This window comes from Nocardia vinacea NBRC 16497 (assembly GCF_000308835.1).
GTDB classification, from domain to species: Bacteria; Actinomycetota; Actinomycetes; order Mycobacteriales; family Mycobacteriaceae; genus Nocardia; species Nocardia vinacea.
In genome coordinates, this window is record NZ_BAGN01000184.1 from 37,348 (window position 1) to 57,385 (window position 20,038).

The window sequence follows — 20,038 nt, forward strand, 5'->3', positions numbered from 1 at the left end:
GCAGCGCACTGATTCGCGGGGCGCGCATGTTTTATCCCGCGAATTCGTGCGCGGCGCGAGAGAAGGTGCGCGCCGCAATCCCCGTTGGAGCGCGCGCTACGCCCCGCTGACTTCCACAGGGAATGTGTTGGCCCGCATCAGTTCTCGGGCGGCAGCACGGTAGCGGTCGGCGATCAGGCGGACGACAGCCGGGTGAACACCGATCGGTTCCGCAACACCATCAGCTCCCGCCTCGTGCAGGCGCTGCTGGAACAGGCCATGTGCCAGCAGGTACGAGGCGATGAAGACGCGCCGCGCACCCGACTCGCGAAGTTCGGCAACGACTTCCGGCACGCGCGGAGCTCCGGTGGCGACGTAGCCGATGCGAACCGGGACATCCAGATGTTCGGCCAGCATGCCTGCCGCGCGCCGAACATCTTGGCGCGCACGGGCATCCGAGGAGCCGGCCGCCGCGAAGACCACCGCGTCACCGGGACGCCAGCCTGCGGCACGCAACCGCATGGCCATGATGCGGGCCAATGCCGGGTCCGGCCCCATCGCGGGTGTCACCGCGACTTCGGGATGACCACTCTCGGCCACCTCGCGCGGCACATCTTGATAGACGTGGTATCCGGAGGCGAGGAAGGCCGGAACCACCACGGCGGGAACGGCTTCCCCCGCGGAATCGGTCAGATCGCGGAGCACCTCGGCTGGTGACGGGCCGAGCACATCTACGAAAGCTGTACGCACCCAAGGTGGTTCGGCGTCGCGCCCCGAAACCGCGGCGCCGAGCTCACCCACCCCGCCGGCTGCCATCCCGCTGAACTCCTGTACCACCGCCTCGGCGAGCGCGGCGATCATCTGCACACCCCTGGTACTCCTGGTGCCGTGTGCGACCAGGACCAGGGCCGGAGCCGTCACCAGCTCCCCGCAGGCTGTGCGTACCTCGGCGTGCGGGCCGGGGTGCCGATGCCCGCTACCGGCGCACGGCCGTTAGCGACGGTGCGCGGAAAGTCATCGGCGCAATCCGCGGCGTCCAGCGCCAGCCGGTAGCCCCGCTTGACCACGGTCTGAATGGCTTTCGGCGTGCCGAGCCCGGCGCGCAGCCGCGCGATCGCGGTCTCCACGGCATGGGTGTCGTCACCGCCGCCGGGCAGCGCGGCGAGCAGATCCTCCCGGGAAACTACCCGGCCGGGCTGCCGCGCCAGCGAGCGCATCAGTGCCATCGGCGCGGGCGCGAGCTGGCGCACCGAACCGTCGACCACCACGCACGCACCGCGCACGCTGATGGTGTGTCCGGCGGCCTGAATTCGATTGGCGCGCCGCGGCAATTCCTCGGCGACGTGCCGGGCCAGCGCACCGAGGCGCGCGCGTCCCGGCATCGAGGTCGCCACACCCAGCTCCTCCAGCGGAGCCGCGGTGATCGGTCCGACGCAGGCGGGCAGCACCCGTCCGCGCAGCGCGTGCAGCACGCCCTCCAGCAGCCCGGTTTCCTTGGCGCGCATCAACATCGACGCCACGGCGGGCGCGCTGGTGAAGGTCACGCAGTCCAGGCTCGAGGTGATGATGGCCTCGATCAGGTTGTCCATCGGCCCCTGATCGTCCGGCGGCACCCAGCGATACACCGGCACCGCGACGACATCCGCACCGGCACAACGCAATACCTCGCAGAAGTCGGGTACCGGCTCCCATTCGGTTGTCGCGCCGTGCAATTGGACCGCGATCCGCACACCCTCCACGCCCTCGGCGAGCAGGTGGTCGAGCACCTCGGCGGAAGACTCCGACGCGGGCGACCATTCCTCGCGCAGTTCGGCGGCGCGGATGGCGCCCTTGGCCTTCGGCCCACGCGCCAGCATCCTGGTGGACGACAGCGTCAGCCGCAGATCCTCGGCAATGCCCCAGCCCTCGGCCGCTTCCATCCAGCCACGAAATCCGATGCCGGTGGTGGCCACCACGATCTGCGGCGGATCGGCCACGAGATCGCGGGTAACCCGCTCCAGTTCGGTGTCGTCGGCCAGCGGAATGATGCGGATGGCGGGAGCGGCGACGATACCGGCGCCCCGTCGGGTGAGCAGCGTGGCGAACTCATCGGCCCGCCTGGCGGCCGTGACGCCGACCGTGAAACCGGCCAGACAGGCGCCCGTATCGATTGTTGTCATGCCGATCCACCATCCGTGGCGACGAGACCGGCATCGACCGGCTCATTGGAAACCGAAACGATGCCGTCCTCGACGCGCACCGCGTATACCGGCAGCGTCGCCGAATCGTCGTCCAGGCAGTGCCCGTCCAGGAGCGAGAACGCCTGCTTCAGCAGCGGCGAGGCCACGACCGGAATACCGGCGCGGTCACCGACGATCCCGCGCGACATCACTGCCGCCCGGCCGATCGGATCGATATTGCCGACGGCGGCGAGGGTGCCATCGGTCATCAGGAACAGGGCGGCCTGTCGGCCACCCTTCAGCAACACCGCGACGCCGCGGCCGGGAATCAGGTAGTCGAGTCGGCACGCCTGCGTCCAACCTGTGGTGGTAGCTGTGGCAATGCCGGGGGTCTCCGTCACGGTCATCGGTGTCATCCTCCAAACGCCTTACCCATTGGTACAGGCGCCCTGTTTCTTCGGGGTTAAGCGGCTATTGCCCGCGTGTGGCGACCGGGACTTCCGGCATGCCGAGCAACACAGGGACCTTCCGCTCCCCGGTCGCATCGAACGAAATGGTCGGATCGGCTTCTTCGGGGGCATTGACAAAGGACACGAAGCGCGACAACTTCTCCTCGTCGTCGAGCACCGCGGCCCATTCGTCGCGATAGCCAGCGACATGCTGGGCCATGGCCGCCTCCAGATCGTCGGCGATGCCGAGGCTGTCCTCGCAGATGACCTGCTTGAGATAGTCGAGACCGCCCTCGAGTGCCTCCTGCCACGGCGCGGTGCGCTGCAACCGGTCGGCGGTGCGGACGTAGAACATCAGGTACCGGTCGATGTACTTGATCAGCGTCTCGTCGTCCAGATCACCGGCGAGCAGCACCGCATGCTTCGGGGTCAGACCGCCGTTGCCGCCGACATACAGGTTCCAGCCGTGCTCGGTCGCGATGACACCGACGTCCTTGCCGCGGGCCTCCGCGCATTCTCTGGCGCAGCCCGAGACGGCCAGCTTCAACTTGTGCGGCGACCGCAATCCGCGGTACCGCTTCTCCAGCAACACGGCCATACCGACCGAATCCTGCTGGCCGTAGCGGCACCAGGTGGAGCCGACGCAGCTCTTCACGGTGCGCAGCGACTTGCCGTACGCGTGCCCGGATTCCATGCCGACATCGACAAGGCGCTTCCAGATCAGCGGCAGCTGTTCGACCCGCGCGCCGAACAGGTCGATCCGCTGACCGCCGGTGACCTTGACGTACAGGTCGAATTCCTTGGCGATCTGGCCGATGGTGATCAGCTGATCCGGGGTGACCTCGCCGCCGGGCATCCGCGGCACCACCGAGTAGGTGCCGTTCTTCTGCAAATTCGCCAGGAAGTGGTCGTTGGTGTCCTGCAGCGCGGCCTGTTCGCCGTCGAGGATGTGATCGCTCGAGGTGGAGGCCAGGATGGAGGCGACCGTCGGCTTGCAGATATCGCAGCCGGTGCCCTTACCGTGCTTGGCGATAAGGCCGGAGAAGGTGCGGATGCCGGTGACCTGGACGATCTGGAACAGCTCGGCGCGCGACTGCGAGAAGTGCTCGCAGAGCGCCTTGGACATCTCGACGCCGGACTGCTCCAGCAGCTTCTTGAGCATGGGAACGCAACCGCCGCAAGAGGTTCCGGCGGACGTGCACTTCTTGATGCCCGGGATATCGCAGGCGCCCTCTTCGATGGCCCCGCAGATCGCACCCTTGGACACATTGTTGCAGGAGCAGATCTGGGCATCGTCGGGCAGTGCGTCGGCGCCGAGTTCGGCACCGGCGGGCGAGATCAGCGTGGCCGGTTCGGCGGGCAGCGGACGCCCGACCAGCGGACGCAGCGCCGAGTACGCGGTCGCGTCACCGACCAGGATGCCGCCCAACAGGATCTGCGCGTCATCGGAGACGACGAGTTTCGCGTAGGTGCCCTTGGCCGCGTCGTGCAGTACGACCGATAGCGCGCCCTCGGTGGTGGCGTGCGCATCACCGAAGCTGGCCACATCGACGCCGAGCAGCTTGAGCTTGGTCGACATATCCGCGCCGGGGAATTCGCCCGCACCACCGAGCAATCGGTCCGCGACGATCTCTGCGGTGGTGTAGCCGGGGGCGACCAGGCCGTAGCAGACACCTTCCACCGCGGCACATTCGCCGATGGCGTAGATATTCGGATCCGAGGTCTGCAGACCGAGATCGGTAACGATGCCGCCGCGCGGGCCGACCTCGATGCCGCTGTCGCGGGCGATCTGGTCGCGCGGGCGGACACCGGCGGAGAAGACCACGAGTCCGGCGTCGATCACCGTGTCGTCGGAGAGCGTAACCTTCAGGCGCTCAGCCGATTCCGCGTCCGCGATGGCCTCGATAGATGCGGTACCGACACCGGTGTGCACCTGCAGCCCGAGATCGGTGACCAGCTTCTCCAGGATGGCGCCACCACCCTCGTCGACCTGGGCGGGCATCAGACGGGGGTTGAACTCCACGACATGCGGCGTCATGCCGAGCAGGCGCAGCGCGTTGGCCGCCTCCAGACCCAGCAGACCACCACCGACGACCACACCGGCCGCACCGGGACCCGCCGCGGCAGCGGCCGCACGGATGCCGTCGAGGTCATCGATGGTCCGGTAGACGAAGCACTCCGACAGATCGTGACCGGGCACCGGCGGCACGAACGGGTACGAACCGGTCGCCAGCACCAGCGCGTCGTAGGCGATGGTGTCGCCCGCCGAGGTGGTGACCTTGCGTGCCTCGCGGTCGATGGACTGCGCGGACTGGCCCAGCCGCAGCTCCACCAGGGCGTCACCGGCGTATTCGTTACCGGGCAGCGCCAGGGCGGCGGCATCCCAGTTGCCGACGTACGACGAAAGTCCGACGCGGTCGTAGGCGGGCAGCTGCTCCTCGCTGAGGATGACGACCTGCCACTGGCCTGCCTCGTCCCGGGACCGCAGCGCCTCCACGAACCGGTGCCCGACCATGCCGTGGCCGACGACCACGACGGTCTTGCGCTGGGTGGGGTCGACTGTCGAGTTCATGACTGTCCTCCGTTGATGATTCGGCGTCAGGCTCGGGCCGACGTACTGGTGGACTGGGACGGGTTGCCTGCCTCGGCTTCGAGGACGAGTGCTTCGGCCTCCGTGACGATCTCGGAGTCGACGACACCGCGCGGCCGGCGCAGGAACACCAGCCAGGTCACCGCGGCGCAGGCCACATAGAAGGCCATGAAGACCCAGAAGGCGGTGGTCGCCGATTTGGTCGAGGCGTAGGAGGAGCGCAGTACCAGGTTGATCGCGACACCGCCGAGCGCACCGATGGCGCCGACGAAACCGATGAGCGCACCGGAAGTGTTCTGCGACCAGGCGGCCTGGGCGGCCGGACTCGCGTCCAGGCTCTTGGATTTGGCGTCGAAGACCGACGGGATGATCTTGGTGACTGCTCCGTTGCCGATACCCGACACCACGAACAACGCGATGAATCCGGCGACCAGTGCGGCCATCGCCGTACCGCTCGGCACGCCGCCGCTGCGGTCACCCGCGGTGCTCGCCACGCCGACCAGCACCGCGGCCGCGGTCATCGCGGCGAAGGTGTAGAGGGTGACCCGGCTGCCGCCGATCCGGTCGGCCAGTTTGCCGCCGTACGGGCGGGCCAGCGAACCGAGCAGCGGGCCGATGAAGGCGATCTGCGCGGCATGCAGTGCGGCCTGCGCGACGGTGTCGCCACCGGCCTTGAAACTGATCTGCAGCACCTGACCGAAGGCGAAGCTGTAGCCGATGAACGAACCGAAGGTGCCGATGTAGAGGAAGGCGATCGCCCAGGACTGCGGCACCTTGAGCGCCGTGATCATGTAGGAGAGATCGGCCTTCTGGTTCTTCAGGTTGTCCATGTACAGCGCGGCGCCGACACCGGCCAGCGCGACGAGCACGAGGTAGATCGCGCAGATCAGCGAGGCGTAACCGTTGCCGAGAGTGGCGATGACGAGCAGACCGACGAGCTGGATGACGGGCACGCCGATATTTCCGCCGCCCGCGTTCAGCCCGAGCGCCCAACCCTTCAACCGTTGCGGGTAGAAGGCATTGATATTGGTCATCGAGGAGGCGAAGTTGCCGCCACCGAATCCGGCGAATGCGGCCACGACCAGGAAGGTCGTGTACGAGGTGCCCGGCTGATTGATGAAGTACAGCGTGAGCAGCGTCGGAATCAGCAGCAGCGTGGCACTGAAGATGGTCCAGTTGCGACCGCCGAAGCGCGCCGTGGCCACGGTGTACGGAATGCGCAGAAACGCACCGACCAGCGTCGGCATGGCGACCAGGAAGAACTTGCCCGCCGGATCGATGCCGAACTTATCGGTGGGCATGAACAGCACCATGACCGACCAGATGGACCACACCGAGAACCCGACGTGCTCGGCGAAGACCGACCAGATCAGATTCCGCTTGGCGACGTCTTTGCCACCGGCCTCCCAGGCCGCGACATCCTCGGCATCCCAATGCTCGATGTTGTGGTTACGCGTCAGCGTGCTCAACGGGGGCCTCCCAAAATCGGTTAGCCCCACGGTAGGAAACGGGTATTGCCGAAATGATGCCCCAAATGACCGTCAAATCAACGGTTGCTCACGATTCCCCGGTTAGCCGGGTGAGTTTCAACGAAATGTTTCGCGCATGTGACACACCGGTTTCTACACGTCACAAACAGCCGATCTTGCAATTACCGGCCGGTGAGGTGTGACGCGGACAGCATGCTCGACGTCACACCACCTCGCAACTCGAACGGCGCGATCAATTCCAGGTGTCTTCGAGCATGCGTGGCTTGCAGGCCTGCCATGCACCGGTGAGCAGCACCAGCACCGCGATGACGAGCATCGCGAACGGTGCGGCCCAGCCGCCGGTCGCGCTGTGCAACATGCCGAACAGCACCGGACCGACGCAGGCCACCGCATATCCGACGCCCTGGGTGAAGCCCGACAGTGCGGCCGAACCCTGCGGGGTCCTGGTGCGCATATTGATCAGCGTCAGCGCCATCGGGAAGGTGCTCGGGCCGAGGCCCAACAGCACGACCCACAGCAACGGCACAGTCATCGGTGCGATCAGCAGTCCGGCGAATGCGGTGAAAAAGAAGACGGCACAACCCACTACGAACGGGAACGGATTGCGGAACCGCGCGACCACCGTCGGTGCGGTGAACGCCGACACCAGCCCGACCAACGCGAACACACCGACCATGGTTCCGCCGAACCCGGCACTCGCGCCCGCTTCGGACAGGATCTTGGGCAGCCAGGTGAACATGGCGTAGGTGGTCAGCGAGGTCATACCGAACATGCCCGCCATCCCCCAGGCCACCGGCGAACGCCACACCTTGCCCTTGGGCTCCTGGGTCCGCGACGGCAGCGCCGTGCTGTCGACCCGATCGTGACCGCGGCGATCGCGCAGCACACCGAGCCACGGCAGCGCGGCCGCGAAGCCGAGAATCGCCCACAGCCCCAGGGAGATACGCCAGCCGTGCGCGTCGGCGACCGGCACCGCGATCAGCGCGGGCACCACGGTGCCGAGCTGGACCATGGTGATGTACAGCGAGCTCACCACCGCGAGCCGGTCCGGGAAATACCGCTTGACCAGCGGCGGAATAACGACATTGCCGATGCCCATACCGCCGAGGGCCAGCGCGGAGAAGATCAGCAGTTCGGCCGTGCCGCCGACCACCGCCCGGATCAGCATGCCGAGTCCGGCCATCAGCATCGCGACGAGTGCGGTGCGCTCGAGCCCGATCCGGCGCACGAAAACCGGGGTGAGCAGACCCGAAACCGCGAACATCAGGGTCGGGATCATGCCGAAGACACCGACGACGGCCGTCGAGTAACCGATATCGGCGCCGATGCGCTCGGCCAGCGGCGAGAATGCGGTGACGGCGACCCGGAGGGTGAGCGCGGACATCACAATGGCGGCGAGGACGAGCAGTCGGCCTTCCGTCAGTGCACGTTTGCGCCACTCGACCCGGACATGTTCCGGGCGAGTGGTGGTTTCCGGGAGAGTTGCAGTCACCGCGAAATCATAGGATGACCCGATGATAGGAGGCAAGGATTTGTGATGGGCGGTACTCTGATGCCGTGCAACCCGTCCGGCGGACCAGCCTCATTGCCCAGGTAACCGAGCAGCTGCGTGCCGAAATTCGTTCCGGCCGTTGGCCTATCGGCTCCCGAATCCCCACCGAACCGGAGCTCACCGAGCTCACCGGAACCGGGCGGAATACGGTACGCGAGGCAGTGCAGGCGCTAGTCCATGCCGGGATGCTGGAGCGTCGCCAAGGCTCGGGCACCTATGTCATCGCGGCCTCGGAGGTCGGCGGCACCCTCGCGAAGTACTTCGCCGACGCGGAGGAACGCGATGTACTCGAGCTGCGCATGGCCGTGGACACCAATGCCGCGGCCTTGGCCGCGCGCCGTCGCGACGAGACCGATATCGCGAATCTGCGCCGGCTACTGGAGGAACGCAGTCAGCAGCACTGGGATGAACAGAATCTCGCGGCCATCGAGGCCGATGTGGAACTGCACCGCGCGATCGTCGTCGCCAGCCACAACGCGGTATATCTGGAGTTCTACGATTCGCTGCTGCCGATTATCGAACAGGTGATCCGGGCGCGAAGCGCGAAATCCGACGATGCCTACGACGCGGAACACAATGAATTGGTGCAGGCCGTTATCGATGGCGATCCGGATCGAGCGGCACAGGCCGCGAGGTGCTTCCTCGCTTCGCTGATCGCCGAATATCCGGACCGCTAGACTTCTGGTCGGACGACCGAAAACTCTTGCGCCCGGCAGGTAACCAATAGGTCACCGACCGGCTCAACGCCGTGTGAGTCGGATTTGCCTGGAACGTCACTCGGGGCCATTCACACGCAACAAGCGGCTCTTACCTTTGTCTCGACCGCAGCTCGGCGAACCCACCGAGCCAGATCGAGAGGAAGCCGATGACTGCCGCAGTAGCTGCCACCGGCCAGCAGTCGGACACCCCAGTATTCACGCACCAGAAAAGGGGGCGCTGGCTGGATCACTGGGAGCCGGACAACACCGAATTCTGGGAATCGGGTGGCAAATTCACCGCCCGCAAGAACCTGATCTTCTCCGTCTTCGCCGAGAATCTCGGCTTCAGCGTCTGGGTCATCTGGGGCACCGTCGTGACCAGCATGGGCCTGGCGGGCTTCGACTTCCTGGCCGGACTCGGCAAGGGCAACCCGACCGCGGTGAGCAATGCGCTGCTGCTGACCTCGACCCCGACGCTTGTCGGTGCGGCACTGCGCATTCCGTACACCTTCGCCATCCCTAAATTCGGCGGGCGAGCGTTCACGGCATTCAGTGCGGCCATGCTGCTCATCCCGACGCTGGGCCTCGCCTACTTCGTGAACCAGCCCGGCACCCCCATGTGGGTGTTCATGGTGCTTGCCGCACTGGCCGGCTTCGGCGGCGGTAACTTCTCGTCCTCGATGGCCAATATCTCGTTCTTCTTCCCGGAAGGGAAAAAGGGTGCGGCCCTCGGAATCAACGCCGCGGGCGGCAATCTCGGTGTGGCACAGACCCAGTTGGTGCTGCCACTGCTGATCACCCTCGGCACGCACATCATGGCCAAGGACGCGGCGGGCTACCGCTTCGGTATCACGCTGTCGGTGCTGGTCTGGGTGCCGTTCATCCTGATCGCCATATTCGGCGCGCTGCGGTACATGGACAGCATCAGCACCGCGAAGGCCGACGGCAAGTCCTACAAGCTGGCGCTGACCAATAAGCACACCTGGGTGATGTCGTTCCTCTACATCGGCACCTTCGGTTCGTTCATCGGCTTCTCCTTCGCCTTCCCGACGCTGATCAAGGCCAACTTCCCGGATCTGGCCAAGATCGGCTGGATCACCACCCTCGGTAACCTCGCCTTCCTCGGCGCGCTGGTCGGCTCGTTCAGCCGTCCGTTCGGCGGCTGGATCTCCGATAAGGTCGGCGGCGCCAAGATGACCATCTTCGTCTTCGGCGGTATGGCGATCGCATGCGTGCTGATCATGGCCGGCTTGCAGGCCAAGAGCTTCCCGCTCTACCTGATCGCCTTCCTGGTGCTGTTCGTGCTGACCGGTATCGGCAACGGTTCGACCTACCGGATGATCCCGTCCATCTTCAGCGCCGAAGCCAAGAAGTACGCATCCGAACACGGACTCGACCTCACCGACGCCGTCGCCTCGGCCAAGCGCCAAGCGGGTGCCGCGATCGGAGTAATCGGCGCGATCGGCGCCTCCGGCGGCTACCTGCTCCAGCAGGCACTTCGCCTGTCCAACATCAACTTCCACAGCATGAACCCGGCCTTCTGGGCCTACGCCGGCGCCTTCCTGGTCATGGCCGCGGTCACCTGGTTCTTCTACCTGCGTTCCTCGTTCGCCGTGGCCCGTGTCCCCTCACTGGCCTACGCCAACGTGTAACCACATCACCGCTAGACCCGAATGCCGCGCTGGACGAGGTCCCCAGCGCGGCATTCGGCCGTCCACGAGTCGAATCACATTGCTATGGTGGATATCACGCCGAGTCAGTAGGCAGCACAAGGGGGGCTCCGGCGCGATGGCACACATCCGCATCACCACCCGCGACTGAGCAGGGATCGCATTTGGCGGTCTCGGTCCGTCAACTGCGCCAGCACTTTACGCTGGAAAGCAGCCTCACACCGGGAGGGTGGGCATTGGATAATTCCGAGGGGGCGGGGGAACCGGTGTTCCGGACCGCACGATTGGCGGATCTCGACGATATCGCCGCGCTGGAGCGAGAACATTTCGGCGACCTGTGCTACCCGTATGTGACGCTGCGGCAACTGTTCGACCTGCACGGACCCGATTGGGTGGTGGCCGAAATCGGCGGCAGAGTGCGCGGCTACGCACTCGTCGGCGTCGGCACCCGGCGGCGCGGCTGGGTGATGGGTCTCGCGGTCGCACCCAACTACCGCAATCGGGGCCTCGGCCGCGCGCTGCTGGACCGGGCCGTGACGAGTTGCCGCACCGCACAGGCGGATTCGGTATACCTCACGGTGCGACCGACCGATCAGCGCACAGTCAAGCTGTACAAGAACGCGGGATTCCGTTGGGCCGGATACGAACAGCGCTACTTCGGCGCGGACGAACCGCGAGATGTGCTGGTACACCGCATCGATCACTGGCCTACCACCTCGCGGTTCCCCGGACCGAACGACAAGCGATGGCTCAAGGGCGGTCGCGCACCGGATTGATAGTCGAATCGCGTTGGTATGGTGGGTATCACGTCGAATGTGACGGCTGCACCCGGGGGAACACACGATGACCGAATACGCGGGCCTATCCCAACTGTCACCTGCGGTCAATTCGATGACCATGCTCATCGATCGCCATGCCGACCGATACGCGGGCGAAATCACCGAATACTTCCAACAGGCCGAGGGCGAGTCCGAACAGCCGCTTCTCGACTCCTTGAACACCCATGTCGAGACATTGGAACTCGACTACGACCCGGTGAAGATCTCCCAGCCCGGCGACAACCTGGTCTTCTCCCATATCTACACGGCGGCACAGGAACCCGCCGCGGACGGCGACGGCCGGCTGCGCGCATTGACGGCTCTACTCGCCGCCGAGGTCGAATTCCGCGGACCACGACGGCTGAGCCGCACCCAGAACATCCGTATCGCGGAAACTTATGAGCATCTCGGCCGCGCGTTGATCGCGGCCGATCTGCCCCAACACGCCGTCCTGGCCTTCAAACGCGCGGTGGGACTGCACCGGGTCGAGGAGGACTTCGAGGCACAGGACCGCTGCGGGCATGCCTTGGCGCAAGCTCGCTGCCGCGCCGTCTATCCGGTCTGGAAGCGGATCCCGCATTGGACCCTGGAAGTGCTGTGCGGCTATGGTTTTCGGCCGTTCCGGCTACTCTGCTGGATCGCCGCCGTCCTGCTCATCGGCACCTTCGTGCTATGGACGACCGATGGCCAGCCGATCCCGACCGCGCTGCATATGTGCCTGATCAACTATCTGAATCCGCTCGGGCTCGGCGATCTCGAGGACATCAGGGGCGCCGGACGGACACTCCTGATCATCGAGGCCTACGCCGGACTCGTACTCAACTCGCTGTTCTTCGCATTGCTGGTCCGGCGATGGTTCCGGATCTGATCGCAAGGCTAATCCGCGCTGTAGTCCTCGGTGCCGATCCTGGTGTGCCGCACCGCATCCAGTGTCGCCACCAGCACCCGATTGTGCAGCTGATCGATCAATGCCCGCCGTCCCGCGGTGAAATCCGGATCGGTATTCAGCTGCGTCCACAGCCCGCGCAGCGCGGGCGGCGTATGCGCGCCGGGCACCCACAGATGTGCCAGGTGGTGCAGCACCGGGGCCAGTACCGCCACCGACTCCGCACTGCCCGGCAGGTACAGATCGGACTGCTCCAGCGCCGCGGCGGTGACCGACAGCAGCCAATCGTGCACCGCGAGATCCTCACAGAACCGCTGCACATCGGCCAGTTCCGCCTCGGTGCGCACGGTGATCAACGCGGTGCGGACCGTATCGTTCTGCAACCGGAACCACACAACCGGCTGCGCCGGATCACCGATCCGCGCCGCCCAGCGCAGCCTGGTCGTCCCCGATTGCACCGGCGTGTTCTGGTCGAGGCGGTGATCCATCCGAATGCGGCCGAGCAGCCGGTTGACGATCGACGCGAAATCGAGGGTGCCCACCGGCGGCGGGCCCGCGGCCAGGAAGCCCTCGGCCAGCCGGGCGCCCGTTTCTGCGGTGACCTTGGTGATCACCTCGGACACCCCGACCTGGCTCAGGTAGTGGGACCACGTCCGGCGCTGATCGCCGGCGGCACGCACGACTCTGGTCTGTGCCGAACTCTGCAGCACCCGTCCGCCGACCACGACCGCATGCGTTGCCACCGTGCCGATCGCCCGCACATCGGGATGCGAAGGGGCGGCCAATCGGCAATCCACACCCTCGGCGGTGGTCGGCGAAACCGCGAGCGACATCGGCCGCTCCCGCCACAGCATCGGACGTCCCGGCACCAGCTCGAGCAGTTCCTCGAGATCACCGCGTGGCAGCGGCGTGGCCGCGGGCAGCAGGCAGGTGTCCACCTCACCGAATACGATCAGGGGTCCGGCGGGTGTCCTGGTCTGTGCCGCACCGGCGCGCACCAGCAGGCGCACGGCTCGGCCACGACGCAGCTGCCTCAGATGCGGCGTCGAGCGGGCCGTGCGCATCCGGCGCACGGCCGAATCGTTCGGTTCGTTCACGTCAGGATCCGTCCAGCAGGAAATGGGTGAGGCGTTCGGTCACCTTGCGCGATACGTCGATACCCTCCTCGTTGCCCCTGGCGACGATCTGATCCACCACTTCGTCGTCGAGTTGGATGTGATCGAGTATTACCCGCACCGCGTGCTCGATACCCAGATATCGCTGCGGCAGCAGCGAAAGTGACCGATATGCGGCAAAAGGTTTGGCTCGCGGATTCAGCTGGACCACCGCGGGCATCTCCCACCAACTGCTCGGCCATGGCATACCCGCCTCCCACGGCTGCGGCTCGACCACCGGCATACCGTCGAAGCGCAGCATGCCCAGTCGCAGCAACTGCCAGATGGAGGCCAGATACGGGCAGGACCATTTGGTGAAGACTTCCTTGCGCCCGTTCACCTTTCGGGTCTGTTTGCTCCACATTTCGACATCGAGGAAAATCGAATGCTCGCGCCGCCCGAACTCCTCGGCCGGTTCGTACGGCTCGTCGTGCATGGCCTGCTCCGAGGGATCATCGGAGGCGCGTCGGCCATTGCACAGCCAGCCGGATTCCGCGGTGGGCGGTCTGCGTCCGTTCGCGCCCTCGGGCGGTTCGGCCACGATGCGGGCGCGGACCAACTCGGCCAGCTCGATACGCGGCGCGCTCACCGCGCCGTATTCGGCGGCCGGAACCTCCCAGCAGCCCGCCTCCCGCGCCAAATAGTCGATGCTCAAACCACATTCGTCGGCATTGCGCAGCAACTTGTCGAGGATTTCGCCGGGATTGGTATCGGACCGGAAATAGTCGTCGACCAGAAAGCAGGTGCTCACCCTGGCGCGCGGGCCGAATTCGATTTTCGCGGCCTCGGTGAATGCCGTGACCAGCGGCACGATCCGACGAAACTGCGTGCGAATCTTCTCCTCGCCATTGGCCAGATCGTGCATATAGAAATGTCCGACCTCGATCGACACATGGGACAGCGGCACCTTGGCGACGCGCGGGTGCTCGGTGGCCTCGCTGTAGCCTGCGGCATGCTCCATGTGCTCGAAATCCCTTTCCTCCGATGGTGTTCTCGAGTTCGGTCGATTCAGATACGGCGCCAGGTCGCGGGATCGAGCACGCGATCGGCGAGCATGTCGAAGGCCTCGACGGTTGCCCTGTTGGCAATTTCCTTCTGCACGTCGATGTCCAGAATCAGTTGTTCACGCCATTGCAATACCGGCTCGACCGGGGTCTCGCCGAGCATCGCGCTCGCACCGACCTTGTTCGTCGATGCCAGCCGTTTCAACATGGAGTCCTGCTGGTGCAACCAAGCCGCCTGCGGCCCAGGGGATTCGGTCGCCTCGTTCAATTGCGGCACCGCGGTGCGAACGTACCTGAGGTTGTCCAGCAGCGCCTCGGGATCGTGGCCGGCGCCCGCACCGCAGTCGAGGATCCCGTACTGTCCGCGCACCAGGCCGTGCGCGGCAATGATGTGCTGACGGGTCCAGCGATGAAATACCAACCAGCGCACCGTTCGCGCGGCCAGCTGCGGCAAAGCCGTTGCCTTGAGCGCGATTTCCATCGCCACCGAGCGACCCGCGCTGAGATCGACAATGCACACGTCGAAGTCCTGATCGAGTTCGAGCAGCAACTGGGCGCAGTTGTCGAGGGTTCGGTCATCGATTTTGGTGAACTCCGCGCCACCGGCATCGCCGGGCAACAGGAACAGCTTGCCGGTTCGCGTACGCATCTTACGTAATTCGCGACGATCGGTATTGTCCCGCACGTCGATTCGAGTGGCGACGCCCCGGCCGAGCAAATAGGAATGCAGGCCGTCGCCACCGGTGATGCCGCGCTCCACACCACTGATCTCGAAAAGCGCACCCGCGGTAGGGGAACCGAAATCGAAATCCAGATAGGCGACCCGCTTACCTCGCACACACATCCGATAGGCGAGATTGCAGCTGGTCACCGAGCGGCCGGTGCCGCCCTTGTCGGAGGTCGCGAACACGATCATGCGCTAGGGGTTCCTTGTCGCATCGCGGCGGGCGGCGGCCAGTCGGTCGAGTTCACGCAGCGCGTCGAGGGCGTGCACGAAGGTGGTGGCGGAATCCTCGCGCACCAACCGCCTGGCCTGATCGATATGGTCCTCCACGCGATCGAGCGCGGCCCGGTTACCCGAGGTGTCGTCGATGCTCACACCGAGCATCTCCTGATCGAATCGGTGCTCGGCGGTATTCAGCATGACCCGCGCGACGTCCTGCAGATCCGGCCAGTTGGGCGGCGGTTCACGATAGGTGCGGTCCGCGGCCACCAAACATTCGACGACACGTTCGGTCATGTACCAGGACGGCCTGGTTACCTCGGCATCGCCGTTCTCCCCGAACGCGCCCGCCGGATCGTCCCACAGTCCGGGCGCACCGGCCCGCAGCATGCGCCGATCCAGATGTTCCATCACCGATTTGGCCAATTCCATCAGCTTGTCGCGGGCCGCGACATTGTTGGACAGCCTGGCCGCCTGCAGCATTCGTTTGAGCAGCACCGCCGAGAAGTCCGAAACCTCCCACTGCAGCGTCGGTCCGTCGTCGACGCCCTCACTGCCCCGCAGGGTCAGCCGTACACCGGGAGTGTGCAGCGCGACCGCGGGATCATCGCGCATAGTCCGGCGAATGATGCGGCCCCGGCCGGCCAATTCGTCGAAAATAGCCACGGCTCTTGTCAAGTCGTCATCGGAGGCGGTGCGCGCGACCAGATCCTGGATCAGTACGGCGGATACGATGAGACTGAAGTAGTCCGACTGCTCACCGTCGGAGGTGCGCCACGGAATATCCTCCAGCGGCCAACCGCCGGAGCCGAACCGCGCGACCGTCGACCAGTAGCGCTGGGTCAACTCCCAGCGGGTACGCAGGGCCTGGGCCAGCCGGTGCTGTTTCTCGTCGAGCAGACCGAGCTCACCGGTGCGCGGGGAGACCAGGTCGTTGATGCCGTCCAGCGCGACGACCGTGAAATAGAGATACGGGCGCGGATCGGCGATGCCCTTCTCACTCGCGATCTGCGCCTCGACGAAGTCGACCTCGGTGGCGTCACGCACCACACCCCAACTCCACCCGCATTCGAACAAGAGATTCTCGTCCTCGAGCTCCCTGACCGATTCCTCCTGGCCCAGGGTGACGTCACTACGCAACCGCGCCCGAACCCGTTCCAGACTGCGCCGCACACCGTCGACCATGGCCTGCTCGGGCTCGCCGGTCTGGTTCAGCATCCCCAGAATCGCCTGTCCCTCAGGAGATTTCGGCTTGACGGTATTGACGACGAAACTGCGGACCAGTCCGGTCATCGCCGCGGTCAGCCGCGCACTGAGCTGCCCGGAGAGGATATCGATCCGCTGTGTCAGCTCCCCCGGTCGCGCCCAACCGCGGAAGGCGCGCAGGAAGCGCAGGCCCGCCATACAGACGGTCAGCGACATCGAATAGGAGTCGACGACTTCGATGCCGCGCTGCGTCGCATTGGGTTCGCGCTCATCGGCGGAGCGCAGATAGCTACCCGCGGAGAAGTTCGGCTGCCCGTCGCTACGGGTGTTCTGCTCGATGTAGCGCTCGAGCAGCCAGACCACGAAGCTGCCGATCTGCTTCGGACCGCCGAGCGGTTCGAGGACCGAACTGACGTCGTCCTCCATGCGATCCGGATTGTCCAGTGCGAAGATATCGATCTCGGTGGCCGGATACAGCAGGCAGAGCAACTGCTCGGAATCGCTGATAGAGTTGGGGTCCATCCGACCGCCCCAGCGCCAGTCCCTGCCATCCCAGCACGCGGCGAGCATGGCGCGCCACACGTCCAGAATCTGTTGCCTCGGTTGGATTCTCACCTGCTGCCGTCCTCACCCCAAGTCGCAGGCGCGCCGCTCCTCACCGCGTCCACGAACGTCAAATTAGCACGGGCACAACGCTTACGCTGGCTCCACGAGGGTCCGATCCGGTTCCATTCCGGCATCATCGGAACCGGTCGCGGGGCCGTCCGAGCACGGGCAACCACATAGCATCCCGGTGGCCCGAAAAGCAGGTAAAACAACGCCGCCTGAGGCGGTTGTCCGAGCATAGAGCAACCGATGCAGCGCAAGGCGCAGATCGGGTAACCGGGCGATCGCGCGGTTGGGACGGAACTCAGAGCATCAAGCGAACCATGTCGGCGGTACGTGCCAATCCGGGAAACGCCTCGGGAGTCGAGCGGGGGTGCAGCGCATGTACAGCAAGCCGAAACATGACCGCTCGCAACAACATCTGCGGCCACTCGGGTAAATCGGACCAGCGGTCGAGCAGGCCGTCGTCGGCGCCGCCCCAGGCGAGTGCATCGACGACGATGACACCGGCGGCCCATGGCGCCGGACGCCAGTACGGGGTGATGTCTGTGAGGCCGGGTGTGAAGACGCCGGCGAAAAGTACCGTGCCGAACAGGTCTCCGTGCACCAGTTGCGCGGGGGTTTGGACCGGTTTGCGCAGTGTGGCGAGTTGGCCGATCAGTTCCATGCTGCGTTGGCCGTCGGGGGAGGTTGCCGGTGTGATGCCACCGGCGCGCAGACTTCGCAGCGGTACCGCCTCCCAAGCCGCGCGGTCGGCGGCGACGAAGACGTCGACATCGACCCAGGGGGCGACCGGCGGCTGGACCAGGAACCGTGGTCGCTCGAGCTCCGCCGTGGCCTTGTGTAGTCGCAGTGATACCGAGACGACCTCGTCGTAACGTGGCTCGGGTACACCCTCCAGGTAGGTATCGGCGCGCCAACCGGAAACCACGTAGCGACCGTCGGTGGCACGCACCGGGCGGGCCAGGCGTAGGCCGTCCACCTTCAGGGTTTCGCGGACCTTCGCCGACCACGCCGCCCTGGCATGATCGGCGATCGGGCTCAACACCACGTCACCGAGCCGCCAGCCGCCGTCCCAGTCTCCCAGCGAAACCGGGGTCACTTCGCGCAGACCGAACGTGGCGCGCACGTGCTCGGGGGGTTCCACAGAAGTCACGGCCGTACGGTACCTGTGTTGAATTTGGCACGCCTGCGGCGCGCCGTACCCCGTCTAGTAGACCGGCAGTGACTTGTCGACCTGATTCGCCCAGGCGACAATTCCGCCCTGCACGTGCGAGGCGTCGGAGAAACCGGCGTTCTTCAGGACCGCGAGCACCTCCGCCGAGCGGATACCGGTCTTGCAGTGCAAGACGATCGGCCGGTTCTGCGGCAGATCCGACAGCGCCTCACCGGAGAGGAATCGATCCTTCGGGATGAGCTTGGCGCCCTCGATGTGCACGATGTCCCATTCGACCGGCTCGCGCACGTCGATGAGCTCGATTTCCTTGCCCGCGTCGAGCAACTCCTTGAGCTCGCGCGCGGTAATCGTCGAACCCGCCGCCGCGGCCTGACCCTCCTCGGACACCACACCGCAGAACGCCTCGTAGTCGATCAGTTCGGTGATCGGCTGACGCTCCGGATCGCGGCGCAGCTTGATGGTCCGGTAGTTCATATCCAATGCGTCGTACACCATGAGACGGCCGAGCAGCGGTTCGCCGATGCCGGTGATCAGCTTGATCGCCTCGGTCACCATGATCGAACCGATGGAGGCGCACAGCACGCCGAGGACACCGCCCTCGGCGCAGGACGGCACCATGCCCGGCGGCGGGGCCTCCGGGTAGAGATCGCGGTAGTTGATGCCGCGGCCGTCCGGTGCGTCCTCCCAGAAGACCGAGACCTGGCCCTCGAAGCGGTAGATGGAGCCCCAGACATACGGCTTGCCCGCCAGCACCGCGGCGTCGTTGACCAGGTAGCGGGTGGCGAAGTTATCGGTGCCGTCGACGATCAGGTCGTACTCGGCGAACAGCTCGACGGCGTTCTCCGGCTCCAGGCGGATCTTGTGCAACCGGACCTCGATGCCGGAGTTGATCTCGAGGATCGAATCGCGCGCACTATCGGCCTTCGGGCGGCCGATATCGGATTCACCGTGGATGATCTGGCGCTGCAGATTGGACGCGTCGACCTCGTCGAATTCGACGATGCCGAGCGTGCCGACACCGGCGGCCGCCAGATACAGCAGCGCGGGCGAGCCGAGCCCGCCGGCGCCGATTACCAGCACCTTGGCGTTCTTCAGCCGTTTCTGCCCGTCCACACCCAGGTCCGGGATGATCAGATGACGGCTGTAGCGGGCGATCTCGTCCTTGGTCAGCTCCGCGGCCGGTTCGACCAGCGGCGGCAGGGACTTCGGTGATGACACGTCCAGGGCTCCTCGAATCAATTGGCCGATCGCACTGTGGTGGCTCAGCGCCTACTTACTCAACACCGACAATCGGGCCGTTCTTCCCGATCTATGGTCCAGTATCAACAACGCAGGGCAACGACCGCCCCCGCACAACCGACCACCCACGGAGCGAGTCTTACGAGCGACCGTTCGCGGCCCGTCTCACGTCCGCGCCAAAGGCGCGGCCATCGACACAGCCGAGCCGTCGAACCGCATACGCCGCACGCATAGAACTCGACCATCCGGCGCGTATGCATCGGTGGCCAAGCGATCCGCCATCGGTGACCCCAACGGAGCGAGTCTTACGAGCGACCCGTTCGCGGCCCGTCTCGCGTCCGCGCCGAAGGCGCGGCCATCGACACAGCCGAGCCGTCGAAGCGCATGCGCCGCACGCGTAGGACTCGACCATCGAGCC

Annotated in this window: 16 protein-coding genes; 4 read left to right on the forward strand and 12 right to left on the reverse strand. The window is 65.7% G+C overall.

Going from position 1 to position 20,038, the window contains the following annotated elements:
* Positions 1 to 96: 96 nt before the first annotated feature.
* The 6 genes from ON44_RS25970 to ON44_RS25995 all read right to left on the reverse strand — a co-directional run bounded on the left by ON44_RS25970 (position 97) and on the right by ON44_RS25995 (position 8,159).
* Positions 97 to 900 (reverse strand): sirohydrochlorin chelatase, encoded by an 804-nt coding sequence (locus ON44_RS25970; protein ID WP_040694804.1) that lies wholly within the window; start codon positions 898 to 900, stop codon positions 97 to 99.
* Positions 897 to 2,138, reverse strand: a complete 1,242-nt coding sequence (locus ON44_RS25975) for a uroporphyrinogen-III synthase (RefSeq protein ID WP_040694805.1) — start codon at positions 2,136 to 2,138, stop codon at positions 897 to 899. The genes ON44_RS25970 and ON44_RS25975 overlap by 4 nt, the downstream gene beginning before the upstream one ends.
* The gene (nirD, locus tag ON44_RS25980; RefSeq protein WP_051182467.1) at positions 2,135 to 2,545 is read right to left on the reverse strand and encodes a nitrite reductase small subunit NirD; all 411 of its coding nucleotides are present in this window, start codon (positions 2,543 to 2,545) and stop codon (positions 2,135 to 2,137) included. The genes ON44_RS25975 and nirD overlap by 4 nt, the downstream gene beginning before the upstream one ends.
* Before the next feature lie 64 nt (positions 2,546 to 2,609).
* A complete protein-coding gene (gene nirB / locus ON44_RS25985) occupies positions 2,610 to 5,159 on the reverse strand; it encodes a nitrite reductase large subunit NirB (protein ID WP_040694806.1) in 2,550 nt (849 codons plus the stop codon).
* A 26-nt stretch (positions 5,160 to 5,185) separates the two neighbouring features.
* Positions 5,186 to 6,646: a nitrate/nitrite transporter gene (locus tag ON44_RS25990; RefSeq protein ID WP_040694807.1), complete on the reverse strand. Its 1,461-nt coding sequence runs from the start codon at positions 6,644 to 6,646 to the stop codon at positions 5,186 to 5,188.
* Between the two features lie 253 nt (positions 6,647 to 6,899).
* Positions 6,900 to 8,159, reverse strand: a complete 1,260-nt coding sequence (locus ON44_RS25995; RefSeq protein WP_040694808.1) for a CynX/NimT family MFS transporter — start codon at positions 8,157 to 8,159, stop codon at positions 6,900 to 6,902.
* Positions 8,160 to 8,224: 65 nt separating this feature from the next.
* Between ON44_RS25995 and ON44_RS26000 the strand changes: the two genes are divergently transcribed.
* The 4 genes from ON44_RS26000 (at position 8,225) to ON44_RS26015 (ending at position 12,273) form a co-directional block, all read left to right on the forward strand.
* Positions 8,225 to 8,896 (forward strand): FadR/GntR family transcriptional regulator, encoded by a 672-nt coding sequence (locus ON44_RS26000; RefSeq protein ID WP_040694809.1) that lies wholly within the window; start codon positions 8,225 to 8,227, stop codon positions 8,894 to 8,896.
* 188 nt (positions 8,897 to 9,084) lie between these two features.
* On the forward strand, positions 9,085 to 10,569 hold the full coding sequence (locus ON44_RS26005) for an MFS transporter (RefSeq protein ID WP_040694810.1): 1,485 nt from the start codon (positions 9,085 to 9,087) through the stop codon (positions 10,567 to 10,569).
* Between the two features lie 182 nt (positions 10,570 to 10,751).
* On the forward strand, positions 10,752 to 11,363 hold the full coding sequence (locus ON44_RS48620; protein WP_157187325.1) for a GNAT family N-acetyltransferase: 612 nt from the start codon (positions 10,752 to 10,754) through the stop codon (positions 11,361 to 11,363).
* Between the two features lie 67 nt (positions 11,364 to 11,430).
* On the forward strand, positions 11,431 to 12,273 hold the full coding sequence (locus ON44_RS26015; protein ID WP_040694811.1) for a hypothetical protein: 843 nt from the start codon (positions 11,431 to 11,433) through the stop codon (positions 12,271 to 12,273).
* 8 nt (positions 12,274 to 12,281) lie between these two features.
* Here ON44_RS26015 and ON44_RS26020 read toward each other — a convergent pair whose 3' ends face one another.
* From ON44_RS26020 to moeZ, 6 genes are all read right to left on the reverse strand, one after another.
* Positions 12,282 to 13,388, reverse strand: a complete 1,107-nt coding sequence (locus tag ON44_RS26020) for an SCO2521 family protein (protein ID WP_051182462.1) — start codon at positions 13,386 to 13,388, stop codon at positions 12,282 to 12,284.
* Between the two features lies 1 nt (position 13,389).
* Positions 13,390 to 14,406, reverse strand: coding sequence for an SCO2522 family protein (locus ON44_RS26025; RefSeq protein WP_040694812.1), 1,017 nt, complete (start codon positions 14,404 to 14,406; stop codon positions 13,390 to 13,392).
* 47 nt (positions 14,407 to 14,453) lie between these two features.
* Positions 14,454 to 15,365 carry an SCO2523 family variant P-loop protein gene (locus ON44_RS26030; protein WP_040694813.1) on the reverse strand — a complete coding sequence of 304 codons (912 nt, stop codon included), beginning with the start codon at positions 15,363 to 15,365 and terminating at the stop codon, positions 14,454 to 14,456.
* Positions 15,366 to 15,368: 3 nt separating this feature from the next.
* The gene (locus tag ON44_RS26035) at positions 15,369 to 17,213 is read right to left on the reverse strand and encodes an SCO2524 family protein (RefSeq protein WP_040694814.1); all 1,845 of its coding nucleotides are present in this window, start codon (positions 17,211 to 17,213) and stop codon (positions 15,369 to 15,371) included.
* A gap of 295 nt (positions 17,214 to 17,508) precedes the next feature.
* The gene (locus ON44_RS26040; RefSeq protein WP_040694815.1) at positions 17,509 to 18,360 is read right to left on the reverse strand and encodes a TIGR02569 family protein; all 852 of its coding nucleotides are present in this window, start codon (positions 18,358 to 18,360) and stop codon (positions 17,509 to 17,511) included.
* Positions 18,361 to 18,414: 54 nt separating this feature from the next.
* Entirely contained in the window at positions 18,415 to 19,599 is a 1,185-nt protein-coding gene (gene moeZ, locus ON44_RS26045; protein WP_040694816.1) for an adenylyltransferase/sulfurtransferase MoeZ, read from the reverse strand.
* Between the last annotated feature and the right edge of the window lie 439 nt (positions 19,600 to 20,038).